This is a genomic window from Serratia proteamaculans (assembly GCF_949794035.1).
GTDB classification, from domain to species: domain Bacteria; phylum Pseudomonadota; class Gammaproteobacteria; order Enterobacterales; family Enterobacteriaceae; genus Serratia; species Serratia proteamaculans.
In genome coordinates this window covers 1358854-1375103 of record NZ_OX461105.1, presented here as the reverse complement: position 1 = coordinate 1375103, position 16250 = coordinate 1358854, and the positions used below count along the sequence as shown (strand labels likewise).

At 56.2% G+C, this 16250-nt stretch carries 15 protein-coding genes; 12 read left to right on the top strand and 3 right to left on the bottom strand.

The features are described 5' to 3' along the window. Positions 1–4 precede the first annotated feature (4 nt). Positions 5–148, bottom strand: a complete 144-nt coding sequence (locus tag QOT07_RS06445; protein WP_085115649.1) for an AcrZ family multidrug efflux pump-associated protein — start codon at positions 146–148, stop codon at positions 5–7. A 190-nt stretch (positions 149–338) separates the two neighbouring features. Here QOT07_RS06445 and modE point away from each other — a divergent pair, with 190 nt between their 5' ends. The 9 genes from modE to gpmA all read left to right on the top strand — a co-directional run bounded on the left by modE (position 339) and on the right by gpmA (position 9374). Continuing rightward, positions 339–1130, top strand: a complete 792-nt coding sequence (modE, locus tag QOT07_RS06440; protein ID WP_099065154.1) for a molybdenum-dependent transcriptional regulator — start codon at positions 339–341, stop codon at positions 1128–1130. Between the two features lie 90 nt (positions 1131–1220). After that, a complete protein-coding gene (modF, locus tag QOT07_RS06435; RefSeq protein WP_207976035.1) occupies positions 1221–2693 on the top strand; it encodes a molybdate ABC transporter ATP-binding protein ModF in 1473 nt (490 codons plus the stop codon). 130 nt (positions 2694–2823) lie between these two features. Further along, positions 2824–3396, top strand: a complete 573-nt coding sequence (locus QOT07_RS06430; RefSeq protein WP_207976037.1) for a cysteine hydrolase family protein — start codon at positions 2824–2826, stop codon at positions 3394–3396. A 136-nt stretch (positions 3397–3532) separates the two neighbouring features. Beyond that, positions 3533–4351 (top strand): CPBP family intramembrane glutamic endopeptidase, encoded by an 819-nt coding sequence (locus tag QOT07_RS06425; RefSeq protein WP_283602742.1) that lies wholly within the window; start codon positions 3533–3535, stop codon positions 4349–4351. 283 nt (positions 4352–4634) lie between these two features. Beyond that, entirely contained in the window at positions 4635–5687 is a 1053-nt protein-coding gene (gene galT, locus QOT07_RS06420; protein WP_283602741.1) for a galactose-1-phosphate uridylyltransferase, read from the top strand. Continuing rightward, positions 5684–6835, top strand: a complete 1152-nt coding sequence (gene galK, locus QOT07_RS06415) for a galactokinase (protein WP_283602740.1) — start codon at positions 5684–5686, stop codon at positions 6833–6835. Before galT ends, galK begins: the two co-directional genes overlap by 4 nt. Next, a complete protein-coding gene (gene galM / locus QOT07_RS06410) occupies positions 6829–7872 on the top strand; it encodes a galactose-1-epimerase (protein ID WP_283602739.1) in 1044 nt (347 codons plus the stop codon). Before galK ends, galM begins: the two co-directional genes overlap by 7 nt. A gap of 196 nt (positions 7873–8068) precedes the next feature. Then, positions 8069–8407, top strand: coding sequence for a PsiF family protein (locus tag QOT07_RS06405; RefSeq protein ID WP_085115641.1), 339 nt, complete (start codon positions 8069–8071; stop codon positions 8405–8407). Positions 8408–8621: 214 nt separating this feature from the next. Next, positions 8622–9374 carry a 2,3-diphosphoglycerate-dependent phosphoglycerate mutase gene (gpmA, locus tag QOT07_RS06400; RefSeq protein ID WP_085115640.1) on the top strand — a complete coding sequence of 251 codons (753 nt, stop codon included), beginning with the start codon at positions 8622–8624 and terminating at the stop codon, positions 9372–9374. A gap of 70 nt (positions 9375–9444) precedes the next feature. Here the strand turns inward: gpmA and aroG are convergent, their stop codons facing one another. Next, positions 9445–10500, bottom strand: a complete 1056-nt coding sequence (aroG, locus tag QOT07_RS06395; protein ID WP_099065148.1) for a 3-deoxy-7-phosphoheptulonate synthase AroG — start codon at positions 10498–10500, stop codon at positions 9445–9447. A 205-nt stretch (positions 10501–10705) separates the two neighbouring features. On the opposite strand from aroG, the gene QOT07_RS06390 reads away from it, so the two are divergent. From QOT07_RS06390 to zitB, 3 genes are read left to right on the top strand one after another with little or no spacing between them, the layout of a single operon-like run. Beyond that, positions 10706–11311 (top strand): response regulator, encoded by a 606-nt coding sequence (locus QOT07_RS06390; protein WP_129935746.1) that lies wholly within the window; start codon positions 10706–10708, stop codon positions 11309–11311. Then, on the top strand, positions 11308–14520 hold the full coding sequence (locus tag QOT07_RS06385) for an ATP-binding protein (protein ID WP_283602738.1): 3213 nt from the start codon (positions 11308–11310) through the stop codon (positions 14518–14520). Before QOT07_RS06390 ends, QOT07_RS06385 begins: the two co-directional genes overlap by 4 nt. Beyond that, positions 14520–15470 carry a CDF family zinc transporter ZitB gene (zitB, locus tag QOT07_RS06380; protein WP_283602737.1) on the top strand — a complete coding sequence of 317 codons (951 nt, stop codon included), beginning with the start codon at positions 14520–14522 and terminating at the stop codon, positions 15468–15470. Before QOT07_RS06385 ends, zitB begins: the two co-directional genes overlap by 1 nt. 37 nt (positions 15471–15507) lie before the next feature. Here the strand turns inward: zitB and pnuC are convergent, their stop codons facing one another. After that, positions 15508–16233 carry a nicotinamide riboside transporter PnuC gene (gene pnuC / locus QOT07_RS06375; RefSeq protein ID WP_176979057.1) on the bottom strand — a complete coding sequence of 242 codons (726 nt, stop codon included), beginning with the start codon at positions 16231–16233 and terminating at the stop codon, positions 15508–15510. Positions 16234–16250 lie beyond the last annotated feature (17 nt).

Below are 16250 nucleotides of genomic sequence, written 5' to 3'. Positions count from 1 at the left end.
GGTACTAGGTGCGGTTCTCTTTAGAATGACCCACTTTGGAGAAGACGTTGAACACTTCCCCCAAACCGTAGATCAAACCGAGAATGATGGCCATGACGATTGGCACCATCACTACGGCGAACAGCAAACTTTCCAATAATTCCAACATGGTAGCCTCACTTAACTGCCCATTGAGCGGTAATGAACACCGCCACGTAATCTTTACTTTAAACCAAAACACTCGCTAAAACGTGGTTATTTTAGAGACTGGGTGAAATTTGTAACCGGCCAAACGTGCCATTTGGCGCTTTGCCCACAAATCAGCGACAATAAGGTTTTTGCAGCCGACAGGACGCGTTATGCAGGCCGAAATTCTTCTTACTCTAAAACTCCAGCAAAAACTGTTCGCCGATCCACGCCGCATCGCGCTGCTTAAACAGGTCCGGCACACCGGCTCCATCAGCCAGGGGGCCAAACTGGCAGGCATCAGCTATAAAAGCGCCTGGGATGCAATTAACGAAATGAACCAGTTGGCGGAGCAAACGGTGGTGGAACGCGCCACCGGTGGCAAAGGCGGTGGCGGTGCTCAGGTGACCCACTACGGTGAGCGGCTGATCCAGCTTTACGATCTGCTGGGGCAAATCCAGCAAAAAGCCTTCGACGTGTTGCAACAGGACAACCTGCCGCTCGACAGCCTGCTGGCGGCCATCTCCCGCTTTTCACTGCAAACCAGTGCCCGTAACCAGTTCTTCGGCACCGTGATCGAACGCGATCACCAGCAGGTGCAGCAACACCTGGATATTTTACTTAACGACGGCAAAACCCGCCTCAGTGCTGCTCTGACCCAACAGAGTGCCGATCGGCTGCAGCTCTCGCCCGGTAAGGAAGTGCTGGCATTGATTAAAGCGCCCTGGGTGAAGCTGAATACCGACCCGTCTTTGGCCGGAGCGGCAGATAACTCGCTGGCCGGCGTAGTGGCCAGCATCCAGCCAGGTGCCGATCACAGCGAAGTACTGATTACGCTGACCGGGGGTGAAACCCTGTGCGCCACCGTGACCAATCCGGAGTTGCAACAGCTTAAACTGCGCCCCGGCAGCGCGGTGTACGCCATGTTTAATGCCGACCGGGTGATTGTCGCCACGTTGTGTTAAACGCAACGTTACGTTGCATTTTTGCCGATTGACATCCCCTGGCAATGCGCCTATTTCTAAACAAAATAATTGCATAAAAAGGAACAGGTGATGTCGTCGTTGCACATTTCGCAAGGTTCGTTTCGCTTAAGCGATACCCGTACCCTGACGCTGGATGCGCTGGATATTCAGGCCGGCGACAGTTGGGCTTTTGTCGGCGCTAACGGCAGCGGCAAATCTGCACTGGCACGGGCACTGGCCGATGAACTGGTGCTGTTGAGCGGCGAGCGTCGCAGCGATTTCAGCCATGCAGTGCGTATCTCTTTCGAACAGTTGCAAAAACTGGTCAGCGACGAATGGCAACGCAACAATACCGACCTGCTCAGCCCCGGCGAAGAAGACACCGGCCGCACGGTAGCCGAGATTATTCAGGAAGAAGTCAGGGACCCCGCCCGCTGTGCGCAACTGGCAGAGCAATTCGGTATTACCCCGCTGCTGTCACGCCGTTTCAAATACCTTTCTACCGGCGAAACACGTAAAACCCTGCTGTGCCGGGCGCTGATGCCGCAACCCGACTTGCTGATCCTCGATGAGCCTTTTGATGGACTGGACGTCAATTCGCGCGCGCAATTGGCTGCACTGCTGAGCAACCTCTCTGGACATGGCTATACGCTGGTGCTGGTTCTCAACCGTTTTGACGAGGTACCGGACTTTATCCGTCAGGTCGGCGTGTTGGCAGACTGCACGCTGGCTAGCCAGGGAACGCGGCAGCAAGTGATGGCGGATGCGCTGGTGGCACAACTGGCGCACAGTGAAAATCTGGATGGCCTGTCATTGCCGGAAACCGAAGATCCGGCGCAAAAAACCACGCTGCCGGCAGACCAACCACTGATTATCCTGCGCGATGGGGTGGTCAGTTATAACGACCGACCGATCCTCAATCATCTCGACTGGCAGGTTAATCCCGGTGAGCACTGGCAAATTGTCGGCCCGAACGGCGCCGGTAAATCCACCCTGCTCAGCCTGATCACCGGCGATCATCCTCAGGGCTACAGTAACGATCTCACCCTGTTCGGCCGCCGCCGTGGCAGCGGGGAAACCATCTGGGATATCAAGCGCCATATCGGCTACGTCAGCAGCAGCCTGCACCTGGACTACCGTGTCAGCGCCAGCGTACGCACGGTCATCCTTTCCGGCTTCTTCGACTCGATCGGCATTTATCAGGCGGTATCCGATCGCCAGCGGCAATTGGCCGACCAATGGCTGGCACTGCTGGGGCTGGGTGGCTCAAACAGCGAGGCACCGTTCCACAGCCTGTCCTGGGGTCAGCAACGGCTGGCATTGATTGCCCGCGCACTGGTCAAGCACCCGGCACTGCTGATCCTCGACGAACCGCTGCAGGGGCTGGATCCGCTCAATCGCCAACTGGTGCGCCGCTTTGTCGACGTGTTGATCGGCCAGGGTGCAACCCAGTTGTTGTTTGTCTCACACCATGCGGAAGACGCCCCGCAGAGTATTACCCACCGTTTGAGCTTTGTCCCTGACGGCGACGACTACCGTTATCAGCTCGATACGCTGGTCTAAAAACGTCGCTAATCCCGCGGATGGGTGGTCCCGCCACTCATCCGATGACATATCCGGCAACACTTCCTCGGTAACACATCACATTTGGCCTTTTATCATAAGGGGTAAAGGATTCGTTTCTGGAGACACTATGTCCGCCGCACTGATTATTATCGATCTTATTGACGATTTGATTGGCCCCAAAGGGCGTGCAAACCATTGCCGTGAACAGGTGATAGCGCAAAATCTGATTGCCAACACCAATGCCGCTGCGGCTTACGCCCGGGTACGAAAAATCCCGGTGATTTGGGTACGCGTGGGTTTTGCCGACGACTACCACGATATTCCCGCCCACTCTCCACTGTTCAACCACCTGAAACAGATTGGCGCGCTGCGTTTAAGCAGCCCCGGCTGCCAATGGGATAAGGATTTGCAGGTCTTACCGGCGGATTTTCAGTTCGAAAAAAACGGGGTTTGTGCTTTTGCCGGTAACAATTTGTTAGCCTGGCTGCAGCAGCATCGTTGCCACCATTTGTTGCTGGGTGGCGTCAGCACCCCGCTGGCGATTGAGAGCACTGCCAGACAGGCGCACGACGCCGGTTTCCAGGTCACGGTATTACAGGATCTGTGCGCCGCACCAACCCTGGAGATGCACCAGCAGAGTCTGGATATTCTGCAGAATCTGGCGGAAATCACTCGTTCATCGGCCTGGATGAAAGGTTAATGGCACCATTTACGCCACTGCCCCGACCTTTGCTGTAACTTCACTGTGTTACTATCCGAATTAGCGCTCAATTCCGCCATGATCACACGCCGTAAAGGCACTGAGCGCCGTGTACATATTTTAAAGGGACAGAGTTATGTGGGGCGTACTGGCTACGGCGTTATTCTTTTTGCCATTTAACCGGCTTATTGCCTGGTTGATTTTGGCTGCATCGGCAGGAATGGGGATGTACCACGGAGTACTGACTCCGCTCAGCCTGGCGTGTTTATTGGCTATTGCCGCCCTCGCGGGGCTGCGGCACCATTTTCGTACGCGGCGCAACCTGGCGGTTCCACTCGAAGTGCTGGTGGTCGCAAGCTGTGTGGCGCTATTCCTGCATTGGGTGCCAGGCTTCCATAACCAGCTGATGATTGACGGTGATAAAGCCGGCCCGTTGAGCGCGCCGTTCACCATGTATTACAACTTCGATAAGGCGCTGGTGCCCTTCCTGCTGTTTGCCTGTTTACCTACGTTGTTTGCGGCACAAACCGGTAAAAGTACTAATAAATTCGGTTGGATCGCGCTGATTCTCAGCGTCCCGGCCTTGCTGTTACTGGCGGTGGCGCTCGGCGGCCTGAAGATAGAACTGCATGCCCCAGTCTGGATCCTGGCGTTTATCATGGCCAACCTGTTCTTTGTCTGTATGGCCGAAGAAGCCTTGTTCCGGGGTTATCTGCAGCAACGTCTCAGCCAATGGCTGGGTGCCTGGCCGGCATTGATTATCGCCGCGCTGATCTTTGGTGCTGCGCACCTGGCCGGCGGTATGCTGATGGTGGCTTTCGCCACGCTAGCCGGGGTGATTTACGGTCTGGCGTGGATGTGGAGCGGCCGTCTTTGGGTGCCCATCCTGTTCCATTTCGGGCTTAATCTGACCCATCTGCTGCTGTTTACCTACCCGCTGTACCAACACCCCTGATCTTCTGAGCCGGCAGATAATTATCTGCCGGCTTGTTAGTGAAAGCGCTATCACTTCCCCCTGAGAGTTACTTCCCTCCCTTTCTGCTCCTGCTGTATTGACGGTTCTCCTGCTGGCGTCATGTTGTGTAAACGATTCCATTCTTCGCTCTGGATCACCTTTTTACTCTGGAGGGCATGCTATATTTTTGGCCATAGTTATCCATTTATATGAGTCAAAGGCAGGTTGGCGGCAAGTGAAAGCGATTACACACAGCCGTATCGCCTCAGAAAAAGGAACCGTCATGACGGATTTTAATCCCATCGATCATCCCCATCGCCGCTTTAACCCGCTAACCGGCCAATGGGTATTGGTATCACCACACCGCGCCAAACGACCGTGGCAAGGCCAGCAGGAATCCGCACAGCCTGAAACGCTGCCGCAGCATGATCCGGACTGCTTCCTCTGCCCGGGGAATACCCGCGTCACCGGTGATAAAAACCCGGACTATCAGAATACCTTCGTGTTCACCAATGACTTTGCCGCGCTGATGACGGACACCCCGCTGGCGCCAGAAAGCCAGGATCCATTAATGCGCTGCCAGAGTGCGCGCGGTACCAGCCGGGTGATTTGCTTCTCCCCCGATCACAGCAAAACCCTGCCGGAGCTAACGTTGCCGGCACTGGAAAGCGTGATTGCCGCCTGGCAGGAACAGACTGCCGATCTGGGACGCAGCTATCCGTGGGTTCAGGTATTTGAAAATAAAGGCGCGGCGATGGGCTGCTCCAACCCGCATCCGCACGGACAGGTTTGGGCCAACAGTTTTCTGCCGAACGAAGTTGGGCATGAGGATCGCCTGCAGCGCGAATATTTCCAGCAGCACTCATCCTCGATGCTGCTGGACTACGTGCAGCGCGAACTGGCCGACGGCAGCCGCACCGTCGTTGAAACCGAGCACTGGCTGGCGGTAGTGCCATACTGGGCCGCCTGGCCGTTTGAAACGCTGTTGCTGCCGAAAACTTCGGTGCAACGCATTACCGATCTTGGCGCCGCTCAGAGCAGCGATTTGGCCCTGGCGCTGAAAAAGCTCACCAGCCGTTACGACAACCTGTTCCAATGTTCCTTCCCCTACTCCATGGGTTGGCACGGCGCGCCGTTCAATGAGGCGGATAACCGCCACTGGCAGTTGCATGCCCATTTCTATCCACCACTGCTGCGTTCCGCCACGGTGCGTAAATTTATGGTGGGTTATGAGTTGCTGGCGGAAACCCAGCGTGACCTGACTGCAGAACAGGCCGCAGAACGTCTGCGTGCCGTTAGCGATGTTCATTACCGTGAAGCCGGAGCCAAAAAATGAGTTTGAAAAACCTTACCCACACCCTTTTTATCGAACGTTTTGGCTACGCGCCCACACTGACTATTCAGGCCCCGGGCCGGGTGAATTTGATTGGCGAGCACACCGACTATAACGACGGTTTTGTGCTGCCGTGCGCCATTGACTACCAAACGGTGATCGCCTGCGCCAAACGCGACGATCGTCAGATCCGGGTGATCGCCGCCGATTACCAAGGTCAGCAGGATCAATTCTCGCTCGACGCTCCGATCGTCAGCCACCCGAACCAACGTTGGTCCGATTATGTACGCGGCGTGATCAAACACCTGCAGCAGCGTAACGCCGATTTTGGCGGCGCGGATCTGGTGATTTCCGGCAACGTGCCGCAAGGTGCCGGCCTCAGTTCTTCCGCCTCACTGGAGGTTGCTGTGGGTCAGGCCATGCAGGCGCTGTATGCCCTGCCGCTGGATGGCGTAGCACTGGCGTTGAACGGCCAGGAAGCAGAGAACCAGTTCGTCGGCTGCAACTGCGGGATTATGGATCAACTGATTTCCGCCCTCGGTGAACGCGACCATGCCTTGCTGATCGATTGCCGCTCACTGGAGACCCGGGCGGTGTCGGTGCCGGAAGATATTGCCGTGGTGATCATCAATTCCAACGTGAAACGCGGGTTGGTGGACAGCGAATACAACACCCGCCGCAAGCAGTGTGAAGAGGCCGCGCGCTTCTTCGGCGTCAAGGCGCTACGCGACGTCAGCCCGGATCTGTTTTTCCCGATCCAGCATGAATTGGATCCGATCGTCGCCAAACGAGCGCGTCATGTGATCAGTGAAAACAATCGAACCCTGGCCGCTGCCGATGCGCTGGCCGTCGGTGATATGAAACTGATGGGCAAATTGATGGCAGAGTCACACGCCTCAATGCGCGATGATTTTGAAATTACCGTGCCACCGATTGACCGACTGGTAGACATTGTCAAAACCGTTATCGGCGATCGCGGCGGTGTGCGCATGACCGGCGGTGGCTTCGGCGGCTGTATTGTTGCCCTGATGCCGCTGGCGCTGGTGGAGCCGGTTCGCGAAGCCGTTGCACGCGAATACCCATTACAGACCAACGGGTTGAAAGAAACCTTCTACGTCTGTAAAGCTTCAGAGGGGGCCGGGATATGCTGAACGACAGCCCGGCGCTGGCCCCGGACGGGCAGCCCTATCAGTTAACCCAGCTTAAAAACGCCGGTGGAATGACGGTAACGCTGATGGATTGGGGCGCGACCTGGCTTTCCGCCGTGCTGCCGCTGAAATCAGGAAAAACCCGTGAGCTACTGCTGGGCTGCCAAACACCGGCGGACTACTTGCAGCAGGCGGCCTATCTGGGTGCTACCGTTGGCCGCTATGCCAACCGTATTGCTCACGCCAGCCTGTTGATGGATGGCAAACCGCATCCACTGGTAGCTAATCAGGGGGAACATCAGTTGCACGGCGGGCCGGAAGGCTTCAACACCCGTCGCTGGCAGATTATTCAGCAGGACGAACAGCAGGTGAGCTACGCGCTGCATTCACCAGACGGCGACCAGGGGTTTCCCGGTAACCTCGACGTGCAGGTCAACTATCGGCTCACCGCCGATAATCGTCTGGAAATCAGTTATCAGGCGCAGACCGACAGTGCCTGTCCGGTCAATTTGACCAACCATGCCTACTTCAATCTGGACGGTGCGGGCACCGATGCCCGACTCCAGCGGCTGCAACTGTTTGCCGACCGCTATCTGCCGGTCGACAGCGAGGGGATCCCCAGTGCGGATCTTACCCCAGTGGAAGGCAGCGGCATGGACTTTCGTCGCCCGAAAACCCTGTTGCAGGATTTTTTGAGCGATCGCTGCCAACAACGGGTAAAAGGTTACGATCATGCCTTTCTGCTGCACCGCACCTGCGGCGCACTGGATTGCCCGGCGGCCCACCTGTGGTCGGCCGATGGTCAGGTGCAAATGAGCGTATTCACCAGCGCACCGGCGTTGCAGCTCTACAGCGGCAATTATCTGGGCGGCACTCCGGCGCGTGACGGCGGCAACTATGCCAATTACGCCGGGGTGGCGCTGGAAAGCGAGTTTTTGCCCGACAGCCCTAACCACCCGGAATGGCCGCAGCCCAACTGTTGGTTACAACCGGGGCAGCACTATCTCAGTGCCACGCATTATCAGTTTTATCCTATCTGACCCGCCACGCCCCTTGCCATGCGGCAGGGGGCCGTTTGTTATAAATGCTTACCTTTTTACCCCTCTGCCCCGCAGGCCGCTGCCTTTCCTTATTCCAAAGCGGGCACTAGAATCAGGCTACGGTGATAAGCACAACACCTTGTGCAAAGTCACAATTTACGGCCACCCCGGCCGGTCAATAGCTGAAGGAACACCTATGCGTCTGATTACTGCACTTCCATTACTGGCGGGTTTACTGCTGAGCACCAACCTGATGGCTGCCGAAACTGCAGCAAAAACACCGTCACCGGCGCAGGCTGCACAGCAGAAACGCATGACCGATTGTAATCAACAGGCCTCCAGCAAAACGCTGAAGGGCGCGGATCGCTCCACCTTTATGAGCACCTGCCTGAAATCCGAAGGGACCACGGCGACGAAAACTCTGACCCCGCAGCAGCAAAAAATGAAAACCTGTAACGCCGACGCCAAGACCAAAAGCCTGACGGGCGACGCACGTAAAACCTTTATGAGCAATTGCCTGAAAAAATCAGCCTGATTATCCTCATTCGGCGGCACGGCTGGATCCCCTTTCACCGTGCCGCACTCACTACCGGCGCCCGCCTGATCGATTCAGCTTTTCCTCAGTTCAGCACTTACTTTGCGGCAAGAAATTGGCTATGGTTAAACACTATCGATTGCCGAGCCACCGGCCGCGGCAATATAATGATTTTCGTTATCATTGAAATGTCAGATTATTAAGGAGTTAAGCTATGGCTGTAACTAAGCTGGTTCTGGTGCGTCACGGCGAAAGCCAGTGGAACAACGAAAACCGCTTCACCGGTTGGTATGATGTTGATTTGTCCGATAAAGGCCGCACCGAAGCGAAAGCTGCAGGCGAACTGTTGAAAAACGAAGGTTTCGCTTTTGACTTTGCTTACACTTCCGTACTCAAGCGCGCTATCCACACCCTGTGGAACATTCTGGACGAACTGGATCAGGCCTGGCTGCCGACTGAAAAATCCTGGAAACTGAACGAACGTCATTACGGCGCGTTGCAGGGTCTGAACAAAGCTGAAACCGCAGAAAAATACGGTGATGAGCAGGTTAAGCAATGGCGTCGCGGCTTTGCCGTCACTCCACCAGAGCTGACCAAAGATGACGAGCGTTACCCGGGCCACGACCCGCGTTACTCCGCGCTGACCGAGCAAGAGCTGCCGCTGACCGAAAGCCTGGCGCTGACCATCGATCGCGTTATCCCTTACTGGGACGAAGAAATCCTGCCACGTATCAAAAGCGGCGAGCGCGTTATCGTTGCTGCACACGGCAACTCCCTGCGTGCGCTGGTGAAATACCTGGATAACCTGAGCGAAGATGAGATCCTCGAACTGAACATCCCAACTGGCGTGCCGTTGGTGTATGAGTTTGACGAGAACTTCAAACCTATCAAACGTTACTATCTGGGCAATGCCGACGAGATCGCTGCTAAAGCAGCCGCCGTAGCAAACCAGGGTAAAGCGAAGTAATTTTCGCCCGTTGATCTAAAAAGCCCCCGGTTTTGGCCGGGGGCTTTTTTTTATGGCGCAAAGCGGGGCTTTATTTAATGCGGCGCGCTTTCACTGCTACTGCCAGTTCCCGCAGCACGGTTTCGGTGTCTGCCCAACCAATGCAGGCGTCGGTGACGCTCTTGCCGTAAACCAGCGGTTCGCCGCTTTCCAGATTCTGATTGCCTTCCTCCAGATGGCTTTCGATCATCACGCCCATAATCGCCTTATCACCGCCGGCAATCTGTTGGCAGACATCGGCGTTCACTTCCAGCTGCTTCTTGAACTGCTTGCTGCTGTTGGCGTGGCTGAAATCGATCATCACCTGTGCAGGCAGACCCGCTTTGACCAGGCCTTCTTTGACTTCTTTCACGTGTGCTGCGCTGTAGTTCGGCTCTTTGCCGCCACGCAGAATAATGTGACAGTCGCCGTTACCGCTGGTGTTAACGATCGCTGAATGGCCCCATTTGGTCACCGACAGGAAACAGTGCGGCGCACTGGCGGCGTTGATGGCGTCAATCGCCACCTTGATGGTGCCGTCAGTGCCGTTCTTGAAACCGACCGGGCAAGACAGGCCGGAAGACAGTTCGCGATGCACCTGGGATTCTGTAGTACGTGCGCCGATCGCGCCCCAGCTCATCAGATCCGCCAGATACTGCGGGGTGATCATGTCGAGGAATTCGCCGGCAGCCGGCAGGCCGGAATCGTTGATATCCAGCAACAGCTTACGTGCCAGACGCAGACCGTCGTTGATCTGGAAGCTGTTATCCATCTGCGGATCGTTAATCAAGCCTTTCCAGCCCACGGTAGTACGCGGTTTTTCAAAATAAACCCGCATCACCACTTCCAGCTCACCGCTCAGCTCCTGGCGCAGCGCCAGCAGACGGCCGGCGTACTCTTTGGCGGCTTTGGTGTCGTGGATCGAGCAAGGACCGATCACCACCAGCAGGCGATCGTCACTGCCGCGAAGGATCTGATGAATAGCATTGCGTGCCTGTGACACCGTCTCTGCTGCACGTTCAGTGGCCGGAAACTTTTCTAACAGGGCCACCGGTGGCAGGAGTTCCTTAATTTCTTTAATGCGTAAATCGTCATTTAGGTAATTCATCACTTTTCCATTCGGTATCGAGAGGCGGTATTTCGCAGAGCGTAGATCCCACCAATTTAGCCTGTGAGGGTAACGCTGTAAATCACCTTTGCCGCCTGCAGAATGAACGCCCAAATTAACAGTAGATTGTGCTGTTTCATCGGGAGAGCGCAGTGGCTCCTTTTTGGTTATGCTAACGGCCAGGATCCGTAACTCGAGCCAAGCCATGCCCTCATTGTTATTAGTTGATGACCACCCGGTGGTTCATGTCGCACTGGAAGCGGCGCTAATCAAATCTTCTCGCCCCTACCACCTGCAGGCGGTGCAGGATGACGTACAGGCGCTGGCTCAGCTGGCCGCCGCCGACTTTGCACTGGTGATCCTCGATATCGGTCTGCCGCAGGTAGATGGCCTGCAATTGCTGAAAAAAATTCGCCGTTACTATCCGCAACAACCGATCCTGATTTATACCGCCCAGGAAGAAGAGATTTATGCCCGTATGGCCTATGTGGCCGGGGCCAACGGCTTTGTGCACAAGGGCAGCCGACTGGAACAGCTGGTGCTGGCAATTGAAACCGTGTTGGGTGGCGAGTTGAGCTTCCCTGCCGCCGCGATGGCGGAAGAAACCCAGCCGGCAGAAGGCTCGCTGCTGACGCCAAAAGAACTGCAGGTTCTCGGCCTGCTCAGTAAAGGGCTTTCCAACCTGCAAATCGCCGAGATGCTGAGCATCAGTAACAAAACCGTCAGCACCCATAAAAAGAATATCTTGCGCAAGACCGGTGCCAGCAACCTGCTGGAGCTGGTGGCGGTATTTAAAGAGCTGACGCCATGATGCGTGGCGCGCTGCTGCTGTTAGCCCTGCTGCTTAGCCTCGGCAACATAGCGCAGGCGGCGCCGCCGGTACGCTATCAGTTGGTCAGCAACCTGAATATCCCGCTCGATATGCTGATCGCCAGTGAGAAAAACCCCTGGCGCGATACCACCTTGCGTGTCGGCATCATCAGTGAGAATACCAGCCCCTATAACATCATCGTGGATGACGATCTGTACGGCTTGAACGCCGACTACCTCGGCTATGTCCAGCAGGTTACCGGCATTCACTTTCAGATTTACGGCTTTGCCGATCTGGCCCAGCTTGAGCAGGCACTGCATGACGGGACTATCGATCTGGTGTACGGCATTCCGCAAAATGAAGCACTGCACAGTCTGAAGATTTCTCAACCTTACTACGTCAGTAATCTGCGCGTGCTGCGGGATCGCAGTAATGACCGCCAGGTGATGCTCAATTCCACCAACGCACGGGTGGCGATCAGTACCCTGACCGATATGCAGGCCGGTAACGCGCTGAAAGCGGTGTCCTCTCACGTGCAGCGTTATGACAACAACCTGCAGGCGGTGTACGCCTTGCTGAACGGCAGCAGCGACTACTTTATTGCCGACGAAGCCAGCGCCAGCTTTATTATTGACCAGTTACAGCTCGGCCAGCTTTATCAGATTGAAAGTAGCGTCAACCTCGGGAACCTGTCGTTCGTGTTTGCTTCCGCCAACCCGACGCTGATCGACACCCTCAACCTGGCCATCGCCGATACGCCGATGGAATTTATGAACGCCATTCAGAGCCGCTGGAGTAAAAAGATCCCCAGCTATCTCGATACCGGTAACGCCGATCTGACCCAGATGGAAAAAAACTGGGTGGCGACCCATCCCACCGTTTATTACGCCGCCATCGAGAATAATTTCCCGTTCGCCTATCGTGGTTCAGGCGGGCAGGCGCGCGGTTACGCGATCGACATTCTGAATATCATCGCGCAGAACACCGGATTGCGCTTTATGCCGCTTTGGGCGCGCAATGCCGAGCAGGCCGACCAACTGGTGCAATCCGGCCAGGCCAGCTTCCGCACCGCCCTGCCGTTGGCACGCGGCGTTAAGGCACGCTACAGCGCCAGCATGCCGATCCACCGTTCGTTGTGGGGGGTTTATGTGGGCCAGCAGGCCAACGGCATTTCCACCTGGAGCGATTTGGCCGGTAAGCGCATCGGCGTACTGCAGGGTGATTTGGCGCAGGAGTTGGTTCCCCCCAGCGAAGACTTGATCCGTTTTGCTGACAGCAAGAGCATGTATGACGCCCTGGCCAACGGCCAGTTGGATGCCTTGGTGGATAACGTGATCTCGGCAAATTTTGTCGCCCTGTCACGTTATTCCGGTGCGATAAAGCTGGCGTTCGCTGCCAATAACATCGCCTACCCGGTAGCTTTCGGCGTACGGCAGGATCAGCCTTTGCTATTGGCTATTCTCGATAAAAATCTGATGCAGATCCCGTCCGAAACGCTGCAGTCGTTGCGTGATGAATGGATTGTCGATCGCAGCAACCTGATTGATGCAGTGAATGAAAACCGCATGCAGCCGCAAACCACCTGGCTGCTGGCACTGTTGGCGGCGGCAATCCTGCTGCTGCTGGGGCTGACCCTGCGGCGCTTTATCCTGCAGCGCCGGGAAAAACGTGAGCGCGAAGTGATCGAACAGGCTCGTCAGCATGCCGAAGCCGAAAATCGGATGAAGAGCAAATTTCTGGCCACCGTCAGCCATGAACTACGGACGCCGATGCACGCGATCCTCGGCCTGCTGGAACTGGAGCTCAAACGCCAGCCGACGCCTGAGGGACTGCCGGTGATTTACAGCTCGGCGTCGTCATTGCTTAACCTGCTTAATGATTTGCAAGATCACGCGCGGCTGGAAACCGGTTCACTGACGCTGGTGCCCAAATCTGTAGCACTGCAGCCCTGGATAGCCCATATCAGCGCCCTGTATCAACCGCTGATCGGCGAACGTCCGGTGACACTAAACGTCAGTGCAGCCGACAACCTGCCCGCCGCAGTCCTCATTGATGGTGAGCGTTTACTTCAGGTGGCTAACAACCTGATAAACAATGCAATTAAATTCACACCGCGCGGTACTATTCAGGTAAATTTCGGCTGGCGCGAGCAGGCTCCACCACAGGGGGAACTGTGGCTGACGGTGGCCGACAGCGGCTGTGGCATCGCCGCCGATGAGATCGATAAACTGTTCCAACCTTTCTACCGCGCACGCGGCGCACAGCGCATATCCGTGCAGGGTACCGGGCTGGGGCTGTCTATCTGTAAAGAGATTATCGAACAGATGGGCGGCCGCATTGAGTTGCACTCGCAACCCAGCCTGGGTACCGAGGTGACAGTGTCCGTGCCGGTAACCCAGGTCGCGGTCGATCCCACGACTCAGCAGGCCGACATGCCACTCATTCTGCCGCCGTCCACCCTGCGCGTGGCGCTGATCGACGATCACCCCACCAACCTGCTGTTGATGGAGCGGCAACTGCGGCACTTCGGCCTGCAGCCGGAGTTATTCGAACAGGGTTATCCGCTGCTGAAGGCCCACCGTCGGCAGCCGTTTGACCTGTTGTTTATCGATTACAATATGCCACGCCCGGACGGCCTGACACTGGCGAGACTAATACGCCGCGACGAGCAACGCCTTCAGCGCCCGGCCTGCCAGATTATTCTCTGCTCGGCAGACGTGCAGGAATTTACCCGCATCCCGCCGGGGTTGGTGGCGATAGATCGCTTTTTAACCAAGCCCATTTCACTGGCGGCCATCGCTCAGGCACTACCGCAGCAACCACAGGGAATGGAGCAGCAGTTAGCCCTTACTGACCTACAGCGAACCCTGGTCGATATGGCGGGTAATGACCGAGCGATGATCCAGCGTCTGGCCACCACGCTGCTGACGACGCTGCGACAAGACCAGCAGCGGCTTGAGCAGGCGGCACAGAACCAGGACGGGGCAACCTTGAGCCAGGCTGCCCACCGTATCAAGGGCAGCATGCTGATGCTGCAGCTGCCGGCGGCGGCCAGCCTGTGCCAACAACTGGGGGATAACGGCCGTGAAGGAACATTGATGCAGGCCGCCTATAATGAATTGAGTGCGTTAGTGGCACAGATTCTGATAGAACTGAACGATCTGGTCAGCACTGACGAAACGTATTTTGCTATGGATAAGGATGAATAATGTCGGACGCTCCACACGTACACCTGCCAAAAGACAGTAATAGTAAACGCCTACTGACCGCTTTTTTAGTCACTGCGGTCTTTATGGTCGCCGAAGTGGCCGGCGGGTTGATTTCAGGCTCGCTGGCGCTGCTGGCGGATGCCGGCCATATGCTTACCGACGCTGCCGCACTGCTGGTGGCCCTGATGGCGGTACACTTCTCGCAGCGTAAGCCCAATGCGCGCCACACTTTCGGTTATCTGCGCCTGACCACCCTGGCGGCCTTCCTCAACGCTGCGGCGCTGTTGGTGATCGTAGTATTCATCCTGTGGGAGGCAATACGGCGTTTCTTCGAACCACAGCCGGTGATGGGTACGCCAATGCTGATTATCGCCATAGCGGGGCTGCTGGCTAACCTGTTCGCCTTCTGGCTGCTGCACCGAGGTACCGAAGAGAAGAATATCAATGTTCGCGCTGCCGCATTGCATGTGCTGGGGGATTTACTGGGGTCGGTGGGTGCCATCGCCGCCGCCATTGTGATCCTGACTACCGGCTGGACGCCAATCGACCCGATACTGTCGGTGCTGGTGTCCTGTCTGGTGATACGCAGCGCCTGGCGGCTGCTGAAAGAGAGCTTCCACGAACTGCTGGAGGGTACGCCGCAGGAGGTGGACATCAATAAACTGCAAAAAGACCTGTGCCTGAACATTCCGGAAGTGCGCAATATTCATCACGTCCATGTCTGGCAGATTGGTGAGCAGAAGTTGATGACATTGCATGCGCAGGTGATACCACCGAACGACCACGATGGCCTGCTGCATCGCATTCAGGCCTATCTGCTGGAACACTATCGCATTGGTCACGTGACCATCCAGATGGAATATCAGCACTGCGACACACCCGACTGCGGGATTAACCGGGCGCCCGAGCCGAGTGACCACTCACATTCGCATGTCGGGCATCATCACTAGAATCAACCGGGGCGCCTTATTTGGCGCCCCGGCGTTATTATGGTGCGGAAGATAATGGCCGCGAGCGATTGTTGCCGGCACTTTTGATCCACAGCCAGGAACCATTCAACGCAATCAGCGTCAGGATCACGTATTCCAGCGCCATGGCGTAAACGCCCTGGTAGGCAAATATCGCCACGCTGATCACGTCAATCACTACCCACAACAGCCAGTTTTCCACATACTTGCGCGTCATCAGGATCATCGCCACGATCGACAACACCATCATGGTCGAATCCCAGAATGGGAAGGCATCCGGCTGCAGCTGCGGCATTTCCACGCTCAGGCCCAGCCCTTGCATCACCGTCACCGCCGCCTGCGTCAACCAGGCAAACACGCGGTCGATGTTGAACGTCATCAGAGCAATGCCGATCACACACACCGCCGCCCAACTCAGCGCCTTCGGCAACGACAGCCAGCGAATTTTCAGCTCGGCCTGATTATCCTGAGTCTGACGGCTCCAGGCATACCAGCCGTAAATATTGGCGACGAAGAAGAACAGCTGCAGCAGCAGGCTGGCGTACAGCTGGATTTGGAAGAAAATTACCGCAAACAGCGTGACGTTAATCAGGCCGAACAGGTAATTGATAATTTTCTCTTTGCTGGCATACCAGATGCACAGCAGGCCAAACAGGGTGCCTATAGCCTCAATCCATGACAGATCGTAGCCCCCCGCTCCCAGCGGGATATGCACCAGGATATTACTGGTACTGAAAAAACTCATTTTATGATCCTTATTAA

What these genes read in the sequence shown, in the direction of transcription:
- galM (WP_283602739.1), top strand. Translation starts at nt 6,829, where the DNA reads ATGCTGAACGACAGCCCGGCGCTGGCCCCGGACGGGCAGCCCTATCAG.
- galT (WP_283602741.1), top strand. Translation starts at nt 4,635, where the DNA reads ATGACGGATTTTAATCCCATCGATCATCCCCATCGCCGCTTTAACCCG.
- QOT07_RS06385 (WP_283602738.1), top strand. Translation starts at nt 11,308, where the DNA reads ATGATGCGTGGCGCGCTGCTGCTGTTAGCCCTGCTGCTTAGCCTCGGC.
- QOT07_RS06425 (WP_283602742.1), top strand. Translation starts at nt 3,533, where the DNA reads ATGTGGGGCGTACTGGCTACGGCGTTATTCTTTTTGCCATTTAACCGG.
- modF (WP_207976035.1), top strand. Translation starts at nt 1,221, where the DNA reads ATGTCGTCGTTGCACATTTCGCAAGGTTCGTTTCGCTTAAGCGATACC.
- QOT07_RS06405 (WP_085115641.1), top strand. Translation starts at nt 8,069, where the DNA reads ATGCGTCTGATTACTGCACTTCCATTACTGGCGGGTTTACTGCTGAGC.
- gpmA (WP_085115640.1), top strand. Translation starts at nt 8,622, where the DNA reads ATGGCTGTAACTAAGCTGGTTCTGGTGCGTCACGGCGAAAGCCAGTGG.
- modE (WP_099065154.1), top strand. Translation starts at nt 339, where the DNA reads ATGCAGGCCGAAATTCTTCTTACTCTAAAACTCCAGCAAAAACTGTTC.
- QOT07_RS06445 (WP_085115649.1), bottom strand. Translation starts at nt 148, where the DNA reads ATGTTGGAATTATTGGAAAGTTTGCTGTTCGCCGTAGTGATGGTGCCA.
- zitB (WP_283602737.1), top strand. Translation starts at nt 14,520, where the DNA reads ATGTCGGACGCTCCACACGTACACCTGCCAAAAGACAGTAATAGTAAA.
- QOT07_RS06430 (WP_207976037.1), top strand. Translation starts at nt 2,824, where the DNA reads ATGTCCGCCGCACTGATTATTATCGATCTTATTGACGATTTGATTGGC.
- QOT07_RS06390 (WP_129935746.1), top strand. Translation starts at nt 10,706, where the DNA reads ATGCCCTCATTGTTATTAGTTGATGACCACCCGGTGGTTCATGTCGCA.
- galK (WP_283602740.1), top strand. Translation starts at nt 5,684, where the DNA reads ATGAGTTTGAAAAACCTTACCCACACCCTTTTTATCGAACGTTTTGGC.
- aroG (WP_099065148.1), bottom strand. Translation starts at nt 10,500, where the DNA reads ATGAATTACCTAAATGACGATTTACGCATTAAAGAAATTAAGGAACTC.
- pnuC (WP_176979057.1), bottom strand. Translation starts at nt 16,233, where the DNA reads ATGAGTTTTTTCAGTACCAGTAATATCCTGGTGCATATCCCGCTGGGA.